This is a genomic window from Pseudomonas sp. Ma2-10, assembly GCF_054330215.1.
In genome coordinates, this window is record NZ_JBTEYL010000002.1 from 59,407 (window position 1) to 80,445 (window position 21,039).

General features: G+C 59.6%; 18 protein-coding genes and 1 pseudogene. 9 read left to right on the forward strand and 10 right to left on the reverse strand.

Annotated elements, in window-relative coordinates; translation table 11 throughout:
* Positions 1-3 precede the first annotated feature (3 nt).
* The 8 genes from ACXPVS_RS02865 to ACXPVS_RS02900 all read left to right on the forward strand — a co-directional run bounded on the left by ACXPVS_RS02865 (position 4) and on the right by ACXPVS_RS02900 (position 8,490).
* Positions 4-798, forward strand: a complete 795-nt coding sequence (locus ACXPVS_RS02865; RefSeq protein WP_458508569.1) for a carbon-nitrogen hydrolase family protein — start codon at positions 4-6, stop codon at positions 796-798.
* A 48-nt stretch (positions 799-846) separates the two neighbouring features.
* Positions 847-3,276 carry a pyrroloquinoline quinone biosynthesis protein PqqF gene (pqqF, locus tag ACXPVS_RS02870; protein ID WP_458508570.1) on the forward strand — a complete coding sequence of 810 codons (2,430 nt, stop codon included), beginning with the start codon at positions 847-849 and terminating at the stop codon, positions 3,274-3,276.
* Positions 3,277-3,431: 155 nt separating this feature from the next.
* A complete protein-coding gene (gene pqqA / locus ACXPVS_RS02875; protein ID WP_458508936.1) occupies positions 3,432-3,506 on the forward strand; it encodes a pyrroloquinoline quinone precursor peptide PqqA in 75 nt (24 codons plus the stop codon).
* A 76-nt stretch (positions 3,507-3,582) separates the two neighbouring features.
* On the forward strand, positions 3,583-4,494 hold the full coding sequence (pqqB, locus tag ACXPVS_RS02880; RefSeq protein WP_458508571.1) for a pyrroloquinoline quinone biosynthesis protein PqqB: 912 nt from the start codon (positions 3,583-3,585) through the stop codon (positions 4,492-4,494).
* A gap of 32 nt (positions 4,495-4,526) precedes the next feature.
* A complete protein-coding gene (gene pqqC / locus ACXPVS_RS02885; protein WP_458508572.1) occupies positions 4,527-5,279 on the forward strand; it encodes a pyrroloquinoline-quinone synthase PqqC in 753 nt (250 codons plus the stop codon).
* The gene (pqqD, locus tag ACXPVS_RS02890; RefSeq protein ID WP_458508573.1) at positions 5,276-5,551 is read left to right on the forward strand and encodes a pyrroloquinoline quinone biosynthesis peptide chaperone PqqD; all 276 of its coding nucleotides are present in this window, start codon (positions 5,276-5,278) and stop codon (positions 5,549-5,551) included. Before pqqC ends, pqqD begins: the two co-directional genes overlap by 4 nt.
* Positions 5,544-6,698 carry a pyrroloquinoline quinone biosynthesis protein PqqE gene (pqqE, locus tag ACXPVS_RS02895; protein ID WP_458508937.1) on the forward strand — a complete coding sequence of 385 codons (1,155 nt, stop codon included), beginning with the start codon at positions 5,544-5,546 and terminating at the stop codon, positions 6,696-6,698. The genes pqqD and pqqE overlap by 8 nt, the downstream gene beginning before the upstream one ends.
* The gene (locus ACXPVS_RS02900; RefSeq protein ID WP_458508574.1) at positions 6,664-8,490 is read left to right on the forward strand and encodes a S9 family peptidase; all 1,827 of its coding nucleotides are present in this window, start codon (positions 6,664-6,666) and stop codon (positions 8,488-8,490) included. The genes pqqE and ACXPVS_RS02900 overlap by 35 nt, the downstream gene beginning before the upstream one ends.
* Positions 8,491-8,553: 63 nt before the next feature.
* Here the strand turns inward: ACXPVS_RS02900 and ACXPVS_RS02905 are convergent, their stop codons facing one another.
* Together ACXPVS_RS02905 and ACXPVS_RS02910 are read right to left on the reverse strand one after the other, a co-directional pair.
* On the reverse strand, positions 8,554-8,712 hold the full coding sequence (locus ACXPVS_RS02905) for a YqaE/Pmp3 family membrane protein (RefSeq protein WP_007904205.1): 159 nt from the start codon (positions 8,710-8,712) through the stop codon (positions 8,554-8,556).
* Between the two features lie 209 nt (positions 8,713-8,921).
* Positions 8,922-10,205: an aspartate aminotransferase family protein gene (locus ACXPVS_RS02910; RefSeq protein ID WP_458508575.1), complete on the reverse strand. Its 1,284-nt coding sequence runs from the start codon at positions 10,203-10,205 to the stop codon at positions 8,922-8,924.
* 169 nt (positions 10,206-10,374) lie between these two features.
* Between ACXPVS_RS02910 and ACXPVS_RS02915 the strand changes: the two genes are divergently transcribed.
* Entirely contained in the window at positions 10,375-11,304 is a 930-nt protein-coding gene (locus ACXPVS_RS02915; protein ID WP_458508576.1) for a LysR family transcriptional regulator, read from the forward strand.
* Positions 11,305-11,531: 227 nt separating this feature from the next.
* Here the strand turns inward: ACXPVS_RS02915 and ACXPVS_RS02920 are convergent, their stop codons facing one another.
* The 8 genes and pseudogenes from ACXPVS_RS02920 to bioF form a co-directional block, all read right to left on the reverse strand.
* The gene (locus tag ACXPVS_RS02920) at positions 11,532-13,310 is read right to left on the reverse strand and encodes an acyl-CoA dehydrogenase C-terminal domain-containing protein (RefSeq protein WP_458508577.1); all 1,779 of its coding nucleotides are present in this window, start codon (positions 13,308-13,310) and stop codon (positions 11,532-11,534) included.
* A gap of 303 nt (positions 13,311-13,613) precedes the next feature.
* Entirely contained in the window at positions 13,614-14,903 is a 1,290-nt protein-coding gene (locus ACXPVS_RS02925; RefSeq protein WP_458508578.1) for a GGDEF domain-containing protein, read from the reverse strand.
* 198 nt (positions 14,904-15,101) lie between these two features.
* Positions 15,102-16,907 (reverse strand): phenylacyl-CoA dehydrogenase, encoded by a 1,806-nt coding sequence (locus ACXPVS_RS02930; RefSeq protein WP_458508579.1) that lies wholly within the window; start codon positions 16,905-16,907, stop codon positions 15,102-15,104.
* A gap of 277 nt (positions 16,908-17,184) precedes the next feature.
* Positions 17,185-17,488 (reverse strand): annotated as a pseudogene (locus tag ACXPVS_RS02935) (pyrroloquinoline quinone biosynthesis protein PqqE).
* A gap of 120 nt (positions 17,489-17,608) precedes the next feature.
* Positions 17,609-18,289 carry a dethiobiotin synthase gene (gene bioD, locus ACXPVS_RS02940; RefSeq protein ID WP_458508580.1) on the reverse strand — a complete coding sequence of 227 codons (681 nt, stop codon included), beginning with the start codon at positions 18,287-18,289 and terminating at the stop codon, positions 17,609-17,611.
* On the reverse strand, positions 18,286-19,098 hold the full coding sequence (gene bioC / locus ACXPVS_RS02945) for a malonyl-ACP O-methyltransferase BioC (protein ID WP_458508581.1): 813 nt from the start codon (positions 19,096-19,098) through the stop codon (positions 18,286-18,288). Before bioC ends, bioD begins: the two co-directional genes overlap by 4 nt.
* Positions 19,091-19,822 carry an alpha/beta fold hydrolase gene (locus ACXPVS_RS02950; RefSeq protein ID WP_458508582.1) on the reverse strand — a complete coding sequence of 244 codons (732 nt, stop codon included), beginning with the start codon at positions 19,820-19,822 and terminating at the stop codon, positions 19,091-19,093. The genes bioC and ACXPVS_RS02950 overlap by 8 nt, the downstream gene beginning before the upstream one ends.
* Entirely contained in the window at positions 19,815-20,993 is a 1,179-nt protein-coding gene (gene bioF / locus ACXPVS_RS02955; RefSeq protein ID WP_458508583.1) for an 8-amino-7-oxononanoate synthase, read from the reverse strand. The genes ACXPVS_RS02950 and bioF overlap by 8 nt, the downstream gene beginning before the upstream one ends.
* Positions 20,994-21,039: the final 46 nt, after the last annotated feature.

Here is a 21,039-nt window from a genome sequence, read left to right on the forward strand (position 1 = left end):
GAAATGCGCGTAGCCCTTTACCAATGTCCACCGCTGCCCCTGGATGTCGCAGGCAATCTGCAACGCCTGCATCAATTGGCGCTGGAGGCCAAGGGCGCCGATTTGCTGGTGCTGCCGGAGATGTTTTTGACCGGCTACAATATCGGCCTCGATGCCGTCAGCGTGTTGGCGGAAGTGCACAACGGTGAGTCGGCGCAGCAGATCGCTCGCATTGCCAACACGGCCGGAATCGCCATTTTGTATGGCTATCCCGAACGCACCGAGGATGGGCGGATTTACAACGCCGTGCAGTTGATCGACGCCAATGGCGAACGCCTGTGCAACTACCGCAAGACGCACCTGTTCGGCGACCTCGATCACTCGATGTTCAGCGCCGGGGCGGATGAGTTTCCGCTGGTTGAACTCAATGGCTGGAAGCTCGGTTTCCTGATCTGCTACGACCTGGAGTTCCCGGAAAACGCCCGACGCCTGGCCCTCGCCGGCGCCGAGCTGATCCTGGTGCCGACGGCGAACATGATTCCTTACGATTTCATTGCCGACGTCACCGTCCGCGCCCGGGCCTTTGAAAACCAATGCTATGTGGCTTATGCCAACTATTGCGGTAACGAAGGCGAGATCCAGTATTGCGGCCAGAGCAGCATCGCCGCGCCGGATGGCAATCGCATCGCCCAGGCGGGCCTCGATGAAGCACTGATTGTCGGCGAGCTGGATCGTCAGCTGATGGTCGATTCCCGCGCCGCCAATCGCTACTTCCTCGATCGCCGCCCAGCGCTTTACAGCGCGCTGAACAAGCGCTGATCCATCGTTATCCGCTAGCATTGGCACTTCTCTGCTCTGGAAGTGCTCATGCCTGCGCTGAATCACCCTCGCCCTCACACCGAAACCCTGGCCAACGGCCTGCGGGTGACGCTGCGTCATGCTCCCGATTTGAAGCGCAGTGCTGCTGCGTTGCGGGTCGCCGCCGGTAGCCATGATGTGCCTCTGGCGTGGCCCGGCCTGGCGCATTTTCTTGAGCATCTGCTGTTTCTTGATACCGAGCGCTTTCCCGCAAGCCAAGGGCTGATGGCCTACGTCCAGGGCCATGGCGGTCAGGTGAATGCGCGGACCAGCGATCGCACCACCGACTACTTTTTCGAGTTACCGCCGCAGGCGTTTACCGGGGGACTGGAGCGCCTGTCGGACATGCTCGCTCATCCGCGCATGAATCCGGACGATCAGCGGCGGGAACGGGAAGTGCTGCACGCAGAATTCGTCGCCTGGTCTCGGGACACGGCCGCTCAGCAGCAATTCGCGCTGTTCGATGGTCTTTCAGCGGCGCATCCGCTGCGGGCGTTTCATGCCGGCAACCGCTACAGCCTGCCGGTGCCGCAACCTGAGTTCCAGCAAGCCTTGCAGGGTTTCTATCAGCGGTTTTATCAGACCGGACAGATGACTTTGAGCCTGACTGGGCCGCAGAGTGTCGATGAGTTGAGGGCGATGGCGCTGCACTTTAGCGCTGCGATTCCCGCAGGGGGAAAAGTCTCGCAACAGGCGCCTACATCACTGATGGACTCTTCGGACAAAAGTTATCAACAAGCTGCCGCGCGTCGACTGGATCTGCTATTTGCCTTCGAAGCGTTGCCCGATTCATCGCCCAAGGCGCTAGCGTTCCTGTGTCATTGGCTGAACGTCACGAAACCCGGTGGTCTGCTGGCGCATTTGCGCGAGCGCGGGCTGGCTGACAGCCTGAAAGCTGCGCCCCTGTATCAATTCGCCGGCCAGGCTCTGTTGCACATCGAGTTCACGTTGCCTGCCGACGCGACGCCCAACGGGATCCGCGAGCGGCTACTGGATTGGCTTGGATTCTTTGCCTCACAGCAACCCTGGACCGGGTTGCACGAAGAATACGGCACCCTGCTGCTGCGTCAGCAGCAAGTCAGCAGCGCCCTTCAACTGGCCCGCCTGGACAGCGAACAGCGTGAAACAGAGTTAGCCGAATCGGGCATTGCAGCCCTCAAAGAAGTCCTGAAACACATCGACGCTGTGGATAACTTCACCGGCCAATGGCAACGGCCAACACCTAATCCGTTTTTATACGCCGAGACTCCGCCCCCGAATACCGGACTGATCCGCGGCCAGACCAGCAAACACCGAGGCCTGCGAACCTTTGCCCAGGATCGTTCGCGCGGTCGTCGCGAACGGTCATCCATGCAGTTCAGTCAGGCGTTACCCGATAGCAGTGCCGAAGGCGCCGTTTACCTGCGCTGGCGCCTGGACGCTGCACCCCATAGCAACCTTCAGGCAAGCCTGGAACACCGCCTTCAGCCGTTGCGTGAAGACGCTCGTCAGGCAGGGGTCGATTTTTCCTTCGCCGCATCGGGCAATGAATGGCTGCTGAAAATGACCGGGCTACAGGAGCCGATGCCGACCATTCTCGAGCACGCGCTGAAAGAACTGACAAAACCGGGTGACAATTTCTCGCAGGAAAAACCGAATGTTGCGTTGATGCCGATTCGACAGCTGCTTAAAGCGCTGCCCGATCACTGCTTTGAGCACAGCGTTGACTCGCACGATTTGATGCTTCTTTGGTCGAGCGCACGCTGGGATGGTCTGGCGACCGGGCTGTCCATCCAGACACACGCGGCGATGGGCCTTGCCTTGAATCGTGTGCCTGGCACTGCGGACAATCAACTCGCGCCGCCCTCGCCGATAAACGCGCAGCATTTGTGGAGCACTGTCGACACCGGGTCCAGCGAACACGCGTTGTTGCTCTTCTGCCCGACCGCAACTGCAAACATCGCTGACGAAGCCGTCTGGCGCTTGCTTGCTCACGTCTGCCAGACGCCGTTTTACCAACGCCTGCGGGTAGAACTGCAGCTCGGTTATGCGGTGTTCAGCGCCCTGCGTCAGATCCATGGGCAGACCGGGCTGCTGTTCGGCGTGCAATCACCCAGCGTCGCTGCTCTGGACCTGCTGGAACACATCGAACATTTCCTGTGTGGATTGGCCGGGTTGATCGGCGATATCGATGATCAGACTTTCATCGAGCAGCGCCAGGCGCTGGCTGATCAGTTCGATAGCGCGGCGCTGCCCAATGCGCAAGCCGCCGAACTGCTCTGGCAGGGCAAACTCGCCGGCCACTCGTCGGAATATTTGACTCAACTGCCTCAGGCAATTCTGATGATCGACCGCGAAACGTTACTGGCCGCAGCACAACGACTGAATCAGGCTGAAGGCGGCTGGCGCTGCCTGGCCAGCGCACCGTGCCCGGGCTCGCCTTGGCAAGCGGCAAAATGATCATTACCGGTGCTGCAATTAGCTTTCTCAAAGATTCCCGGCCAGTCGTCCTGTAATTTTGAGTAACATAGCCACCTAACTAACTGAACATCTCCGGCTGGAGGTGGACTATATGTATAGGTCTCAACTGTCCCATCACCTGAAGGAGCGATTCTATGTCCTGGTCCAAACCTGCTTACACCGACCTGCGTATTGGCTTTGAAGTCACCATGTACATCGCAAGCCGCTAATTTTTTTATAGCGCAGTGCAACGCCTCGGCTCGCCGAGGCGTTTTTATTTCCAGTTTTCAAAATGATGGAGCGGCCATGTTTGTCCAGATTCTAGGTTCCGCCGCCGGCGGTGGTTTCCCCCAGTGGAACTGCAACTGCGTGAACTGCGCCGGTTTTCGCGATGGCAGCCTGAACGCCAAAGCGCGGACCCAGTCATCCATCGCGATCTCCGATAACGGCGTGAACTGGGTGTTGTGCAACGCATCGCCGGATATCCGCGCCCAACTCCAGAGCTTCACCCCGATGCAACCGGGCCGCGCCCTGCGCGATACCGGCATCAAAGCGATCATCCTGATGGACAGCCAGATCGACCACACCACCGGCCTGCTCAGCCTGCGCGAAGGTTGCCCGCACCAGGTCTGGTGCACCGACATGGTCCACGAAGACCTGAGCACCGGTTTCCCGCTGTTCACCATGCTGACCCACTGGAACGGCGGGCTGACCTGGAACCAGATCGAGCTCGACCGCAGTTTCACCATTGCGGCCTGCCCCAGCCTGCGCTTCACCCCATTGCCGCTGCGCAGCGCTGCACCGCCGTACTCGCCACACCGTTTCAACCCGCACCCGGGCGACAACATCGGCTTGATCGTTGAGGACCTCAACACCGGTGGCAAACTGTTCTACGCACCGGGCCTGGGCAAGGTCGACGCATCGCTGCTGGAGATCATGGCCGGCAGCGATTGCCTGCTGGTGGACGGCACGATGTGGGATGACGACGAAATGCAGCGCCGTGGCGTCGGCACCCGCACCGGTCGTGAAATGGGCCACCTGGCGCAGAACGGCCCCGGCGGCATGCTGGAAGTGCTGGAACAACTGCCCAAGCAGCGCAAAGTGCTTATCCACATCAACAATACCAACCCGATTCTTGATGAGGACTCGCCAGAGCGTGAAGAACTGGCTCGGCGCAATGTTGAAGTGGCTTACGACGGCATGAGTATTGTGCTGTAGGGATTTGCTCCCACAGTGCCCGGAGAACCGAAATGACTGACACCGCAATGTCCCCTGCCGAATTCGAAGCAGCCCTGCGCGCCAAAGGCGCCTACTACCACATCCATCACCCGTACCACGTGGCGATGTATGAAGGCCGGGCAAGCCGCGAGCAAATCCAGGGCTGGGTGGCCAACCGCTTCTACTATCAGGTGAACATCCCACTCAAGGACGCCGCGATCCTGGCCAACTGCCCGGACCGCGAGATCCGGCGTGAGTGGATTCAGCGCCTGCTCGACCATGACGGCGCCCCCGGCGAAGACGGTGGCATCGAAGCCTGGCTGCGCCTGGGCCAAGCCGTCGGTCTCGATCCGGATCAGCTACGCTCGCAGGAATTGGTACTGCCCGGCGTGCGATTTGCCGTCGATGCCTACGTCAACTTCGCCCGCCGTGCCCGTTGGCAGGAAGCCGCCAGCAGCTCGCTGACCGAACTGTTTGCGCCGCAGATCCACCAGTCGCGCCTCGACAGTTGGCCGCAGCATTACCCGTGGATCGAACCGGCCGGTTACGAGTATTTCCGCACACGTCTCGGTCAGGCGCGCCGAGACGTCGAACACGGTCTGGCGATCACCTTGCAGCACTACACGACACGGCAAGGCCAAGAGCGCATGCTGGAAATTCTCCAGTTCAAACTGGACATTCTTTGGAGCATGCTCGATGCCATGAGCATGGCCTACGAACTGAAACGCCCGCCGTATCACAGCGTGACCGAGCAACGGGTCTGGCACAAAGGAATCACCTTATGAGTTTTGATCGCAGCAAGGCCCCGACCTGGCGTCCCGGCTACCGCTTCCAGTACGAACCGGCGCAGAAAGGTCATGTGCTGCTCTATCCGGAAGGCATGATCAAACTCAACGAAAGCGCCGCGCTGATCGGTGGTTTGATCGACGGCGAGCGTGACGTCGCGACGATCATCGCCGAACTGGACGCGCAATTTCCCGGTGTGACCGAACTCGGTGACGACGTCGAGCAATTCATGGAGGTCGCCCGTGCTCAGCACTGGATTGAACTTGCCTGATTCCGCGTCAGACAATTTACCGCCCAAACCGCAAATCGGCCTGCCACTGTGGCTGCTGGCCGAACTGACGTATCGCTGCCCGCTGCAATGCCCGTACTGTTCCAATCCGCTGGACTTCGCCGAGCAAGGCAAAGAGCTGAGCACCGAACAGTGGATCAACGTGTTCCGCGAAGCGCGGGAAATGGGCGCGGCGCAGCTGGGTTTTTCCGGCGGTGAACCGCTGGTGCGCCAGGACCTCGCCGAGCTGATTACCGAGGCGCGCAAGCTGGGTTTCTACACCAACCTGATCACCTCGGGCATCGGCTTGACCGAGCAGAAAATCAGCGACTTCAAGAAGGCCGGCCTGGACCACATTCAGATCAGCTTTCAGGCCAGCGACGAGCAGGTGAACAACTTGCTGGCCGGCTCGAAAAAAGCCTTCGCCCAGAAGCTGGAAATGGCCCGCGCAGTGAAAGCCCACGGTTATCCGATGGTGCTGAACTTCGTGACTCATCGGCACAACATCGACAAGATCGACCGGATCATCGAGCTGTGCATCGCCCTTGAGGCGGACTTTGTGGAACTCGCCACTTGCCAGTTCTATGGTTGGGCGCAGCTCAACCGGGTCGGTCTGTTGCCGACCAAGGAACAACTGGTCCGTGCCGAACGCATCACCAACGAATACCGCGCAAAACTTGCAGCCGAAGGGCATCCCTGCAAGCTGATCTTCGTCACCCCGGACTATTACGAAGAACGCCCGAAAGCCTGCATGAATGGCTGGGGCAGTATCTTTCTGACAGTCACACCGGACGGAACCGCCCTGCCCTGTCACGGAGCCCGACAGATGCCGGTGCAGTTTCCCAACGTTCGCGACCACAGCATGCAGCACATCTGGTACGACTCATTCGGCTTCAACCGCTTCCGCGGTTACGACTGGATGCCCGAGCCGTGCCGTTCCTGCGACGAGAAAGAAAAAGACTTCGGCGGCTGTCGCTGCCAGGCATTCATGCTCACGGGGGACGCGAGTAACGCCGACCCGGTGTGCAGCAAGTCGGAACATCACCGCGTGATCCTCAAGGCTCGCGAAGAAGCCGAACACGCCACCCAGACCATTGAACAACTGGCCTTTCGCAATGAACGAAATTCACGACTCATCGCTAAAAGCTGAACCCTTCAGCGCTGCCAAGGCTGTTGCGGCCGGCATCGACTTCGCCGAGTTGCAGGTCGGCCCACATGGTTTGTTCTGGAACGAGTACCGGCCCGAGGACGCCGCCTGCCGAATCTGGCATTGGCGTGACGGCCAGGCGCACTACCTGACGCCAGCGGGCTTCAGCGTGCGCAGTCGCGTGTACGAATATGGCGGCGGCGCGTTCTGTCTGACCGATGACGGCATAGTGTTCGTCAACGAGGCGGACCAACAGCTGTATCGGCAGTCACTGGCCGGCGAGACACCTGAGCTGCTGAGTTCAGGCGAATGCCGATATGGCGATCTGCAGTTCGCTAACGGGCAGATATTGGCGGTTGAAGAAAACCGCGATCGGCATCGTCTGGTGGCTATCGATGTGGCTGACGGAGTACGTCACCTGCTGGCCGAAGGCGCTGATTTCTATGCCGCGCCGACGTTGAGTCCCGACGCGCAACGACTGGCGTGGATCGAGTGGAGCCGCCCGGATCAGCCATGGACCGCGACTCGCCTGATGGTTGCCGAACGCCAGAGCGATGGCCGTTTTGCTCCGCCACGTTGCGTGGCGGGCGAAGAGGCTGAGGAATCACTGCAACAACCGAGGTTCGATACCAGCGGCCGTCTGTTTTGCCTGACGGATCGCAGCGGCTATTGGCAGCCTTGGATGGAATCGGCAGACGGTTTGATCCCGCTGCCAAGTGCCGCAGCGGATCATGGGCCAGCGCCGTGGCAGCTGGGTGGCAGCACGTGGTTGCCGCTGAGCGAAGGCCGCTATCTGGCGAGCTGGACCGAGGACGGGTTTGGCAAATTGGGGCTTTGTGGTGACGCCTGTGAAGACTTCACGGGTGATTACAGCCGCTTCCGCCATCTCGCACTCGATGAGCAGTTCATTTACTGCATTGCCGCTTCACCAGTCAGTTCGTCTTCAGTCATTGCCATCGACCGCCAGACCCGGCAGGTCAAAACACTGGCTGGCGGTATTGCACCGTTGCCCGGCGAGCAGATCAGCGTCCCGCAAACCCTGCGCTACCCGAGCGGTTCGGGCGAGGCACACGGCTTCTTCTATCCAGCGATGACCGGTGATGCGAAACCGCCTCTGGTGGTGTTCATCCACGGCGGCCCGACATCGGCCTGTTACCCCATGCTCGATCCGCGTATCCAGTATTGGGCGCAACGCGGCTTCGCCGTGGCCGACCTCAACTACCGCGGCAGCAGTGGCTATGGCCGGGCTTATCGACAAGCACTGCATTTGAGCTGGGGTGAAGTGGACGTGGAGGACGCCTGCGCCGTCGTCGCTCACCTTGCCGAACGCGGGCTGATCGACGGCAACAAGGCGTTTATTCGCGGTGGCAGTGCCGGTGGTTACACCACCCTTTGCGCCTTGGCCTTCCACAACGTCTTTCGCGCAGGCGCCAGCCTGTATGGCGTCAGTGATCCTGTGGCGCTGGGCCGGACGACTCACAAATTCGAAGGCGATTATCTGGATTGGCTGATCGGTGATCCGGTGCGGGATGCCGAACGCTACGCCGCCCGAACGCCGTTGCTGCACGCGAGCAACATCAGTAAACCGGTGATTTTCTTTCAGGGTGAACGGGACGCCGTAGTGGTGCCGCAACAGACTCGCGACATGGTCACGGCGTTGCAGGACAACGGCATTCTGGTCGAAGCGCACTACTACGCCGACGAACGCCATGGCTTTCGCAAGGCCGGCAATCAGGCCCATGCGCTGGAGCAGGAGTGGTTGTTTTATCGAAGGGTGATGGCGTTGGTGGACTGAGATTGCAGGTTCCATTCGCGGGCAGGCTTGCCCGCGAATGCAATCTATCTGACGCCGCGAAACTCAGCGCTTGGCGATGATGTACACCGCGTGCACGATTCCGGGGATGTAACCGCACAGCGTCAGCAGAATATTCAGCCAGAACGCCCCGGCGAAACCGACTTGCAAAAACACGCCCAGTGGCGGCAAGAGAATGGCGATGATAATGCGAATAAAGTCCATGGGGTCAGCTCCTGATTGAAGTTGGCTCGCATGAGCCACACAGCTAATCGACCTTTGCCGTTCGTCAGGGTTCAGTTCTGTGACTTGCGAGCACCCAACCATCGCGGTGAATTTCGCAGACAAAAAAACGCCCCACGCCAAAAGAGTCAGGCATGGGGCGATGCGTTATACCGCGAGACGGTTCGGGAATTCGTGTAGAGCGGGTTTGATCAGACGGCAATCCCTTTGCGGCACTGCAATTGCGCAGTGCGCACGCGGGAGAAGGCACGGGCCAGGCGCAGGAGCATTTCGTCGATGTTGGCTTTGCTGACGGTCAAGGCCGGGGTAAAGCGTAGGCAATCGGGCTGCGCAGCGTTGAGCAGCAAGCCTTCGTACAACGCTGCTTTGACGACGGCGTCAGCCGATTCGTCGGACAAGGTAAGCCCCCAGAACAGACCTTGCCCGCGCAACTCGCCGTGACCATAGCGATGGGATAAACGCTGCAAACCTTCACGCAGGTGCTGACCGATTTTCCCGACATGATCGAGAAACCCCTTGTCCTGCACGCTGTCGAGCACGGCAAGCCCCGCAGCCGTCATCAGCGCATTGCCATGATGAGTACCCGTCACTTCGCCGACCTCGAAACAGCAGGCTTTACCCCGCGCCAGCAACGCCGCCAATGGCACGCCACCGCCCAGCCCTTTACCGAGAACGACGATATCTGCCCGCACGCCGTAGGATTGTTCGGCAAGCAACGTGCCGCAACGACCGATACCGGTTTGCACTTCGTCGAAGATCAGCAGAATGCCCAGTTCCCGACACAGGCGCTCGACGCCTTTGAGGTAATGCTCGGTGGCCGGTATCACTCCGGCTTCGCTCTGGATCGGTTCGAGCATGATCGCCACGGTCTGGGCGTCGACGGCCGCATGCAAGGCCGGAAGGTCATTGAACGGCACGTGACTGAAGCCCGGAAGCAGCGGCTCAAATCGGTTAGCCATATTCGAACAGTCCGACGCCGAAATCGTCCCCAGACTACGACCATGACAGCCGTTGTTGGCAACGATAATCCGCGAAGCCCCACCGCGATGCCGTTGGCCCCATTTGCGCGCCAGTTTGATCGCCGCTTCACAGGCTTCGCTGCCACTGTTGAGCAGATACGCCTGATCACTGCCAGTGCTGGAACACAAGCGCTCAGCAAGATTGAGCAGGCCGCGGTTATGCAGGCCGAAACCGGGATTGATCAGCGACTGAGCTTGCATCGCCATGGCGTTGACCAGTACCGAAGGGCTGTGTCCGAGGCTATTGGCCCCACCACCCTGTGAGAAATCCAGATACGCGCGGTCATCGCTGTCCCACAACCATGAGCCCTGGCCGCGCACGAATATCTGTTTCGGTCGCGCGACACTGGGCATCAGGCACTCGCTGGAAAAATTGTCGTCCTTGGACGGCAAGAAGGCGTCCACGGCCAAGTCATCAAGACTCGCAGGATTGCGCCGCAAGCTGAACAAGTTCATCGGATCAAACCTCGTGCGAGGTTTTTTGCCTTACCTATGTAAACACCATCGAAGCAAACGGTATTCATCGCGCTCTGTGGCCCTGTAAGCCTTGTGAATGCGGTTAGACTAGGCCCTGCCACGGCTTTGAACCATTTCGATTTCCCAGCATTTTCGATAAGCACACCTTATGGATTTCAAGCAACTGCGTTATTTCGTCGCGGTCTACGAAGAAGGTCATGTGGGCCGGGCTGCCGAGCGGCTTTCAATCTCGCAACCGGCCCTGTCCCAGCAGATCCGCCACCTCGAACAAAACCTCGATGTGAGCCTGTTCGAACGCAGCAGCAAACGTCTGCTGCCAACGCTGGCTGCTCATACGTTGTACAACCATGCCCTGCCCTTGCTGGATGGATTGCAGCGGGCACGGGAAGCCTTAGGCAACTTCAAGGGTCAAGCCCTGCGCGCACTGGCCATCGGTGTATTGCAAACCGTCCATACCAGCCTGGTGCCGCAGATGCTCGAACGCGTGCGCAAGGCGCAGCCGCATCTGGTGGTGCAGATCTATGAACTGACGGGACTGGAAATCGAGCGGCGCTTGCTCAATGGCTCGCTGGACATCGGCATCAGCTATCTGCCACCTCGTCAGCCGGGGTTGCACGGCGTGATGCTGTACGAAGACGAGCTGAACCTGGTCATCCCGGCGGATCACCCGTTGCGGGAGTTCAAGAAAGTCTCGATGAGTCAGGCCGCCGATTTGCCGATGTTGCTGCTGGGTGAAGAGTTTCAAGTACGGCAGATCTGGCAGGCACATCTGGCCAATCTGGGACGACGTCCGCAGGTACAGGCAGAACTGAACAACATGGCGGGGATTCTCGACAGCCTGCCGCACACACGACTGGCGACAGTGCTGCCCGGACGTTCACAACAGGCACACGGCAACAAGGAACTGTTGTGGAAACCACTGAGCGAACCGAGGGTGCCGCTGAAAGTCGGATTGGTGTGTCGGGATGTGCAGCGACAACAGGCCTCGCTGGCCTTATTGCGTACGTTGCTGGAAGAAGTGATGAATAGCTCGCAGGGGCGTTTGAGCCGCCCGGCGACACTGGATGAAATGAGCTGAGCACTTTTCTGCAGACGAAAGAAAACCCCGCCGAAGCGGGGCTTTGCAGACTGTTTCCCTGACATCCTTTTCACTCCGCCATCCTGGCAGACTCCTACGTGTCCGTGTTGTTGCTTTGCGCTTCCTGCGCGACGTCCATGTGAAGTAGATTAACTGTGGATCCAATCTGCATCTATGGGAAAAGAGCAGCACGTCATGTAAGAGAATGCTTACATGACGTTACATTGTCAGAACTGCCCCGCTTCCAGCAGGAATAGTGACTCGCTGCCGGCCGTCACCGACGCGCTCAATGAGTGAATACGCGGCAACAGACGTGCGAAATAGAACCGCGCGGTGCCCAATTTACTGGCATAGAAATCGTCCTGCGTTTCTTTGCCAAAAGCAGCCTTCGCCATCAGCGCCCACATGTACGCATACGCCACGTAACCGAATGCTTGCAGATACTCAACCGAGGCTGCGCCAATTTCATTCGGGTTGTTTTTCGCCCGGTCGAGCAGCCACGCGGTCAGTTCGTCGAGGGTGGTCACGGCATCGTTCAGCGGTTTGGTGAACTCAGCCAGATCAGCACTGGCAGTCGCGGTGAAATGACGAATTTCGTCGGCGAACAGGGTGTAGAACGCCCCGCCCGTGCCGACGATCTTGCGTCCTACCAGGTCAAGCGCCTGAATGCCGTTGGTGCCTTCGTAGATCTGGGTGATGCGCACGTCGCGCACCAATTGCTCCTGGCCCCACTCACGGATGTAACCGTGGCCGCCGAAAATCTGCTGGCCGTGAATGGTGGTTTCCAACCCGAGGTCGGTGAGGAACGCCTTGGCCACCGGGGTCAGCAAGGCCACCAAATCTTCCGCGCGTTTGCGGGTCGTGGCGTCTTCGCTGAACTTGGCGGTGTCCAGTTGCATGGCCACGTACGTCGAGAAGGCACGACCACCCTCGTTCGAGGCTTTCATGGTCAGCAACATGCGACGCACGTCCGGGTGGACGATGATCGGGTCAGCGACCTTGTCCTTGTTCTGCGCACCGGTCGGCGAACGGCTTTGCAGACGGTCGCGAGCGTATTCGACGGCGTTCTGGTACGAGCGCTCGCCGGTGGCCAGGCCCTGGATACCAACCCCCAGACGTTCGTAGTTCATCATGGTGAACATCGCGGCCAGGCCTTTGTTCGGCTCGCCGACCAGATAACCCACTGCCTCGTCGAAGTTCATCACACAGGTCGCGGACGCCTGGATGCCCATCTTGTGTTCGATCGAACCGCAGGTCGCCGGGTTGCGTGCGCCCAGACTGCCATCGGCATTGACCATGAACTTGGGCACCAGGAACAACGAGATGCCTTTCGGACCTGCGGGAGCATCCGGAAGTTTGGCCAGCACCAGATGGATGATGTTTTCGGTCAGATCGTGCTCACCACCGGTGATGAAGATCTTGGTACCGCTTACTTTGTAGGAACCGTCGGCCTGAGGATCGGCCTTGGTGCGAATGATGCCCAGGTCAGTACCGGCGTGTGGCTCGGTCAGGCACATGGAGCCGGCCCAGACGCCGGCGTACATGTTCGGCAGGTACGCGGCTTTCAGCTCTTCGCTGGCGTGGGCGTTGATCGACAGGCAGGCGCCTGCGGTCAGCATCGGGTACAGGCCGAACGACAGGCTGGCGGAGTTGACCATTTCTTCAACCTGCGCCGAAACAGCCTTGGGCATGCCCATCCCGCCGTAGGTCGGATCGCCGCCGACACCGACCCAACCGCCTTGCGCATAAGTCTGATAAGCCTGTGGGAAACCTGCCGGCGTGGTGACGGCACCGTCGGCCCAGTGACAACCTTCTTCGTCAGCCGCGCGGCTCAGGGGCGCGATGCTTTTGCTGGTGACCTTGCCGGCTTCTTCAAGAATGGCTTCGACGGTTTCAGCATCGACAGTCTCGGCCAGCGCAGGCAGCTCGGCCCAGAGTTTGGCGACCTCGAAAACTTCATTGAGGACGAAGCGCATATCGCGCAGGGGCGCTTTGTAGTCAGCCATGGCAAACCTCGCAAGATCTAAACAGGTGATTCGTAGGAGTGGTGCTTTCGTGGGGTTCGAGTGTAACCCAACAACTTTTACGACACATAGGGTCAGCTCATGACTACTTTGTTATTTGTAGTCACTGACAGGCAAACATTAAAGAAGCCCGCGCCGACTTCATCCGGTGGTCACCTCTCCCCACTGCTGATTCAGGCCGTTGAGCTGCGCCACGCAGCTGGCAAGTTGCCGCAGATGCCCCAAACCTACTGCCGCGCACCCGCCGCACAATCACAGTCCAGACGCTGAATGCGCCATCATCACTCAATCAGTCACGGCATCCATGCGCACTGCGCCACGACGGTTTTGACCAAAAGCCACCACACAGTTTCGCCCCGCCCCCTTGGCACTGTAGAGCGCCTCGTCAGCGGACTTGAGCACTTTTTCGGGGGTGCGTTGCTCCAGTCGCTCGGCCACGCCAATGCTGACGGTGACCGACACACTTGAGACGCCCGAGCCCGCGCGACGTTGACGACCTTGCTGGTCATCCTGAGGACGGCTGTCCTGATTGCGCAGTTGAATGTTGTAGGTGGCGATGGACTCGCGGATGACTTCCAGGTGCGGCATGCACTCTTCGAGGGTCTTGCCTGCGAACACCAGAGCGAATTCCTCACCGCCGTAGCGATACGCCCTACCGCCTCCGCCGATTTTCGCCAGCTTGCTGGCGACAAGTCGCAATACCTGGTCGCCGACATCGTGACCGTGGGTGTCGTTGAATTTCTTGAAGTGATCGACATCGCTCATCGCCAGCACGTAATTGCGCCCCAACCGCTGCATCCGCTCGTTCAAGGCGCGGCGGCCCGGCAGGCCGGTGAGTTCGTCGCGGAAGGCCATTTGATAGGCCTCATGGGCGACCGCTGCGGCAATCATCAACATCACCTGACTGCACATGATGTTCAAGGTGAACGGCAGGATGAAGGTTTTCGGCAACATCCAGAACAACCCGAGCAGGCCCACCAATTGGGCAGCATGCAAGGGTCTAGGGTTGCGCCAGTATTGCCAGGCCAGTAACCCAAACGAAGCAACGAACACGGGATAGGACAGCTGGATCAGGCTCATCCAGGCGCCATGCAACGCTGGCCAGCGGATCTCCGACAGCCACATCAACAACGCCTGTGGGTAACTTTGCTCCAGCCCCAACGCCACACTGCCAACGGCCAGCAAGACTGCGAAGCGCGCCACCATGTCCTGAAACAGGTGAGTGCGTTCCTGCCAGGCAGCGAACACCCCGAACATCAGTGGCAGCAACAGACAACACAAATGAAAAACCACTGCCGCGTCTTCTCGGACGTTACCGTTGTCGCGGTAATAGTCAGTCTGGGTGTCGAGCAGGAAGTAGGCGATGTACACCGTGACCATCAGAAACAGCTCACGCTGGCGTCGGTAAACCGCGCAGTACGCACCGCCGAGCAACAGCACCAGCGTGGGCAGCACGTTAAACAGCGAGGTGAAAAACACGTTCAGATCCTTCACATACGCAGCAGCAAGCCCCGCGAGCAAAAGCACTAATGACGGTAGGAAATGGCTGAAACGTACAGCGGAAGAACGTGGCAAGGGTAAAGCTCCGACCCGGCAAACAAAGATGGCATTGTGCCTTCTTTTCGAGCGACATATCACATCGCCATCTTCTTTAACGGCAGCGAAGGCATTCTTCTTAGCGTTTTAGTCAGGAATATTTACGCGTAGATATCGCGCACAAAAAAGCCGCTGCTCCCGAAGAAGCAGCGGCTTTATGAAGCGACAGCGTGGGGCTTAGTAACCCCGCGCGAAGTCTTCTTCTTTCATGTCCATCAGATTGTTAGCGCCCGACAGCATGGTGACAACGTGAGTGCGGGTACGCGGCAGGATGCGCTGGAAGTAGAAGCGCGCAGTCTGCAGCTTGGCGGTGTAGAACGCCGTTTCGGTGGTGCCGGCAGCCAGTTTTTCGGCAGCCAGACGCGCCATGTCCGCCCAGAAGTAAGCCAGGCAGGCGTAACCGGAGTACATCAGATAATCCACCGACGCCGCGCCGACTTCTTCGCGATCCTTCATGGCCGCCATACCGACCTTCATGGTTAGCTCGCCCCACTCTTTGTTCAGCGCAGCCAATGGCTCAACGAACTCTTTGACCGCGTCGTTACCTTCGTTGGTCTGGCAGAACTTGTGGACGATCTTGGTGAAGCTTTTCAGGGCTTCGCCTTGGGTCATCAGCACTTTACGGCCCAGCAGATCGAGTGCCTGAATACCGGTGGTGCCTTCGTACAGCATCGAAATACGGCTGTCGCGAACGTTCTGCTCCATGCCCCACTCAGCGATGAAGCCGTGGCCGCCGTAGATTTGTACGCCGTGGTTGGCGGACTCGAAGCCGACTTCAGTCATGAAGGCTTTGGCGATCGGCGTCATGAACGCCAGCAGTGCGTCGGCCTTCTTCTTCTCTTCTTCGTCCACGCCGTACTTGACGATGTCGACTTGCTTGGCGGTGAAGTAAACCATCGCGCGGTTACCTTCGGCGAAGGCCTTCATGGTCAACAACATGCGACGTACGTCAGGGTGAACGATGATCGGGTCAGCGGCTTTTTCTGGCGCTTTCGGGCCAGTCAGGGAGCGCATTTGCAGACGATCACGAGCGTACTTCAGACCGCCCTGGAAGCCGATTTCGGCGTGAGCCAGACCCTGCAGCGCAGTACCCAGACGTGCGGTGTTCATGAAGGTGAACATGCAGTTCAGGCCTTTGTTCGCCGGGCCGATCAGGAAACCGGTGGCCGCGTCGAAGTTCATCACGCAGGTGGCGTTACCGTGGATGCCCATCTTGTGTTCCAGGGAACCACAGGTCACCGCGTTGCGTGCGCCGATCGAGCCGTCTTCGTTCGGCATGAACTTGGGAACGATGAACAGCGAAATGCCTTTGGTGCCAGCGGGTGCATCCGGCAGACGTGCCAGCACGATGTGGACGATGTTGTCGGCCATGTCGTGTTCGCCAGCCGAGATGAAGATCTTGGTGCCGGATACTTTGTAGGAACCGTCGGCCTGAGGTTCAGCCTTGGTGCGCAGCATGCCCAGGTCGGTGCCGCAGTGCGGTTCGGTCAGGCACATGGTGCCGGTCCATTCGCCGGAAACCAGCTTGGTCAGGTAAGCCTCTTGCTGCTCAGGCGTGCCGTGCTCGGAAATGGTGTTCATCGCGCCGTGGGACAGGCCTGGGTACATGCCCCACGACCAGTTGGCTTCGCCAACCATTTCGCTGACGGCCAGACCCAGAGATTCCGGCAGACCTTGGCCGCCGTGCTCTACGTCATGGGCCAGGCTTGGCCAGCCGCCTTCGACGAATTGTTTGTAGGCTTCTTTGAAGCCCGTCGGGGTTTTAACGCCGGACTCGCTCCAGGTGCAGCCTTCGGTGTCACCCACGCGGTTCAGCGGAGCCAGCACCTGCTCACAAAACTTGGCGCCTTCTTCGAGAATGGCGTCAACCATGTCTGGAGTTGCGTCTGCACAAGCCGGAAGGCTCTGATAGTGCGCTTCGTAGCCGAGCAGTTCGTCACGTACGAAGCGAATATCACGCAAGGGGGCCTTGTAGTCAGGCATAGCGATAAACCTCTGCTGATGTAACCGGGAATGAACGACCGTGTTGATTTGTTGTGACGGTCAAACAGTTGTTTGAAACATACGTTTACGCCCAAATCTTGTCAAGCACCGATCTTTTGCCGTTCGTCATCATCTGAGGCCAATACCAGACCCACAGCAACGCAACACCGTCGCCTGAGCAATACGCGGTGGAGGAAAGATTAGTTGAGGGAGAAGGATTCACGCAGAAAAACGCCGCGAATAGTCGCGGCGTTGAGGGAGCGGGGTCAGCGAGGGTTCAAGCGTAGGTATCAATCAACGTACCGAGCATTTCATCGGATGCCTTGGCGACCTTGACGCCCAGTTCAACCTGAAATTTGCCCTGTGACATCTCGACCATATTGCTGGCCAGGTCTGACTGCTGACTGCTGACTGCGATCTACCGAGCGCAGACGATCAACCTGAGCCTCGGAAGACTGGCTCGTCACCGAACGCTCGATCGTCGTGTTGGCGATCTGGCCGGAAGCCTGATCGACACGGTTCTGCCCTGTCTGAATAGTGCTCAGACCGGCATAAAAAGCGGTGTTTCCTGAGATTTCCATGGGAGAACTCGTCCTACAAAGGATCAACAGCGGCCATTGAACCAGACCCATCGACAAAAGGCCCGACAAAAACACTAATGGCACAGTGCCTTGCCATAGTTAAAACCCTTGCCAGAAAATTCAGTCCAGTAGGTCCAGCTGCAGATACTCCGCCACCGCTTCAGCCGTCACTAACTTGAGTTTCGGCACCCGTCCAAGGCACGGTGCCGGGATCCGCTCAGCGAGCGTCGCAAGGTTTTCTTCCAGGCGCGAAGTCTTCGCATCGATGATATTGGCCACCCACCCCGCCAACTGCAAACCGTCCTGAGCAATCGCCTCGGCGGTCAACAGCGCATGGTTGATGCAACCCAGCCGCACGCCCACCACCAGGATCACCGGCAGATCCAGCGCCATCGCCAGGTCCGACAGATTGTCCTGACCCGCCAAAGGCACTCGCCAGCCTCCTGCACCTTCGATCAAGGTGAAGTCCGCTTGCCTATCGAGAATTACCTGCATGGGCGTCAACAGTGATTGCACCGTCAATGCCACGCCGGCCTCCCGCGCTGCCAGATGCGGTGCGATCGGTGGTTCGAATGCCACTGGGTTGACCTGCGCATAAGTCAAAGGCAACGAACACTGCGCCAACAGCGCCAATGCATCGGCGTTGCGCAAGCCCTTGGGCGTCACCTCGCAACCGGAGGCGACCGGTTTGCCCGCCGCCGTGCTCAAACCGGCTGACCGCGCGGCATACAGTAAACCTGCGGCAATGGTGGTCTTGCCGACATCGGTGTCAGTGCCGGTGATGAAATAGGCTGCGCTCATAAAGGTTTCTCCAAAACGGCGTAGACCACTTGATAAGTCGCCGGCAATCCTTCGGCCTGACGAAACTGCTCATAGGCCTCGATCAAACCGAGGATCCGCGCCCTGCCGGTCAACCCACCCGGGCGACCGGGGTTCAAGTTGTGGGCTCCCAGTGCCTTCAGCTCATGGGTCAGGCTACGCACATCCGGGTAATGCAACACGTGAGGTCGGGTTTGCAGACTCGCGACGCTCAACCCACTGTCCGCACACAACTGTTGATAAACCCCGAACTCGCGGAAGCGGTTGACGTGCACCATGCCATCCACCTGACGCCAACTGTCACGCAGTTCAAACAACGTGCCTACGCACAGACTGGCAAACGCGAAAATCCCACCCGGTTTCAGCACCCGATGTGCCTCACTGAGCACCGAGGTAAAGTCCGCGCACCACTGCACCGCCAGGCTGGAGAAGATCAAATCGCAGGTCGAATCCTGCAAGGGCAACCGCTCGGCATCGCCCGCGATGAAATGCGTTGCACCACCCAACGGCCGGGCGTGGCTGAGCATGCCTTCGGCGATGTCCAGTGCCAGGCCGTGACTGGCGGAAAATCGCTCGCCCAACGCACGGCTGAAATGCCCGGTGCCGCAGCCCAGATCCAGCCACACACCCGGCGTGAAGTCCTTGGGCAAACGACTCGACAATTCACTGCCAACGTCGCGCTGCAATTCGGCCACGCTGTCGTAGCTGGCTGCCGCACGGGAAAAAGATGCCGCCACCTGGCGTTTGTCGGGCAAACCGCCAGACAGGCTGGGAAGGGATAAATCAGTCATCACCGGACTCATGCAAAAAGGCCTGAATTGCCCCCGCCACACCGTGAGGGTCTTCCAGAAGAAACGCGTGACTGGCCTGCTCGATCAGACCGATTTCAACATCCGGCAGCAACGTCAGCAGGTCCCCCGCCGCTTCAGCTGGAACCAGTCCGTCGAGGCCGGCGAACAAGTGCAGTTGCGGACCGCCAAACGCCTGCAAAGCCTGGCGGGCATCCAGCTGTGCGAGCAACTCCAGGCCGCTCATCAATACCTCTGCCGAAGTGTGTGGCGCGCCACCGAGCAACAGCCGAGACAACCCACGCGGGTCTTCGGCCCCCTGAGCGCAGAGCAGCGAGAAACGTTTCAACGTCATGCGAGGATCAGACTTGCAACCGGCCAGAAACGCATCGAAAACTTCGGCAGGCATCGCGCTCGGCCATTGCTCATGGGCGACAAAAGAAGGATTGCTCGCCAGGGTCAGCAAGCCGCAACAACGATCGCCGCGCCGGGCGGCCAACGCTGAAGCGAGCATGCCGCCGAGCGACCAGCCGCCGAGCCAGGCGTCCTGAGGCAACGTCGAATCCAGCTCATCGAGCCACGCCTCAAGATCGCTCGATTCCAGTTCCGGTAACGGTTCAATTTCGACCCGCAAGTGTTCATCCAGCCCTTGTAACGCTGCCGCCAAAGGCTCCAGTGGAGAAATCCCGAGGCCCCAGCCGGGCAGCAGAATCAGACGATCACGCATGGCTTGGCTCCGCTCCCAGTTGTTGAACACAATCGGCCAGTCCATTTAACAATAGCTGTACCTGCGCCTCGCTGTGCGCAGCGGTCAGGGTCACCCGCAGTCGGGCGCTGCCGGCGGGCACGGTCGGTGGACGGATCGCAGTGACCATCAGACCGCGCTCACGCAGCCTCTGCGACAGTCGAACCGCGCGCCCGGCATCGCCGATCATGATCGGCTGGATCGGCGTGAAGCTGTCCATCAACGTCAGGCCGATCTGCTCGGCACCGTGGCGGAACTGGCGGATCAACGTTTTCAGATGCTCACGTCGCCAGTGCTCAGTACGCAGCAACTCAAGGCTTTTCAGCGTCGCGCAGGCCAGCGCCGGCGGCTGGCTGGTGGTGTAAATGTAGGGACGGGCGAACTGGATCAGGCTCTCGATCAGCTCTTCGCTGCCCGCCACAAAGGCCCCGGCGGTACCGAACGCTTTGCCGAGAGTGCCGACCAAAACCGGCACGTCTTCCTGGCTCAGGCCGAAATGCTCGACAATCCCGCCGCCATTGGCACCCAGCGGACCGAAGCCGTGCGCGTCATCGACCATCAACCACGCGCCTTTGGCCCTGGCCTCACGCGCCAGCGCCGGCAAGTCGGCGATGTCGCCGTCCATGCTGAACACGCCGTCGGTGACCACCAGGGTATTGCCGCTCGCCTTCTCAAGACGCTTGGCCAGACTCGTCGCATCGTTGTGCAGATAGCGATTGAAGCGCGCTCCGGACAACAGACCCGCATCCAGCAGGGACGCATGATTGAGCCGGTCTTCCAGCACCGTATCGCCCTGTCCGACCAGCGCGGTGACTGCGCCGAGGTTGGCCATGTAACCAGTGGTGAACAACAGCGCGCGTGGGCGACCGGTGAAATCGGCCAAGGCCTCTTCCAGTGCGTGATGCGGGCTGCTGTGGCCGATGACCAAATGCGACGCCCCGCCGCCGACGCCCCAACGGGCCGCACCGGCGCGCCAGGCTTCAATCACTTGCGGGTGATTGGCCAGGCCCAGGTAGTCGTTGTTACAGAACGCCAGCAACGGCTGACCATCGACCACCACTTCAGGGCCTTGAGGGCTTTCGAGCAATGGGCGTTGGCGGTAGAGATTTTCGGCACGGCGGGCAGCAAGGCGTGCGCTGAGATCGAAAGTCATGCAGGCCTCATGGATCAGAACTCAAAATCGATGTCGCTCCCACAGT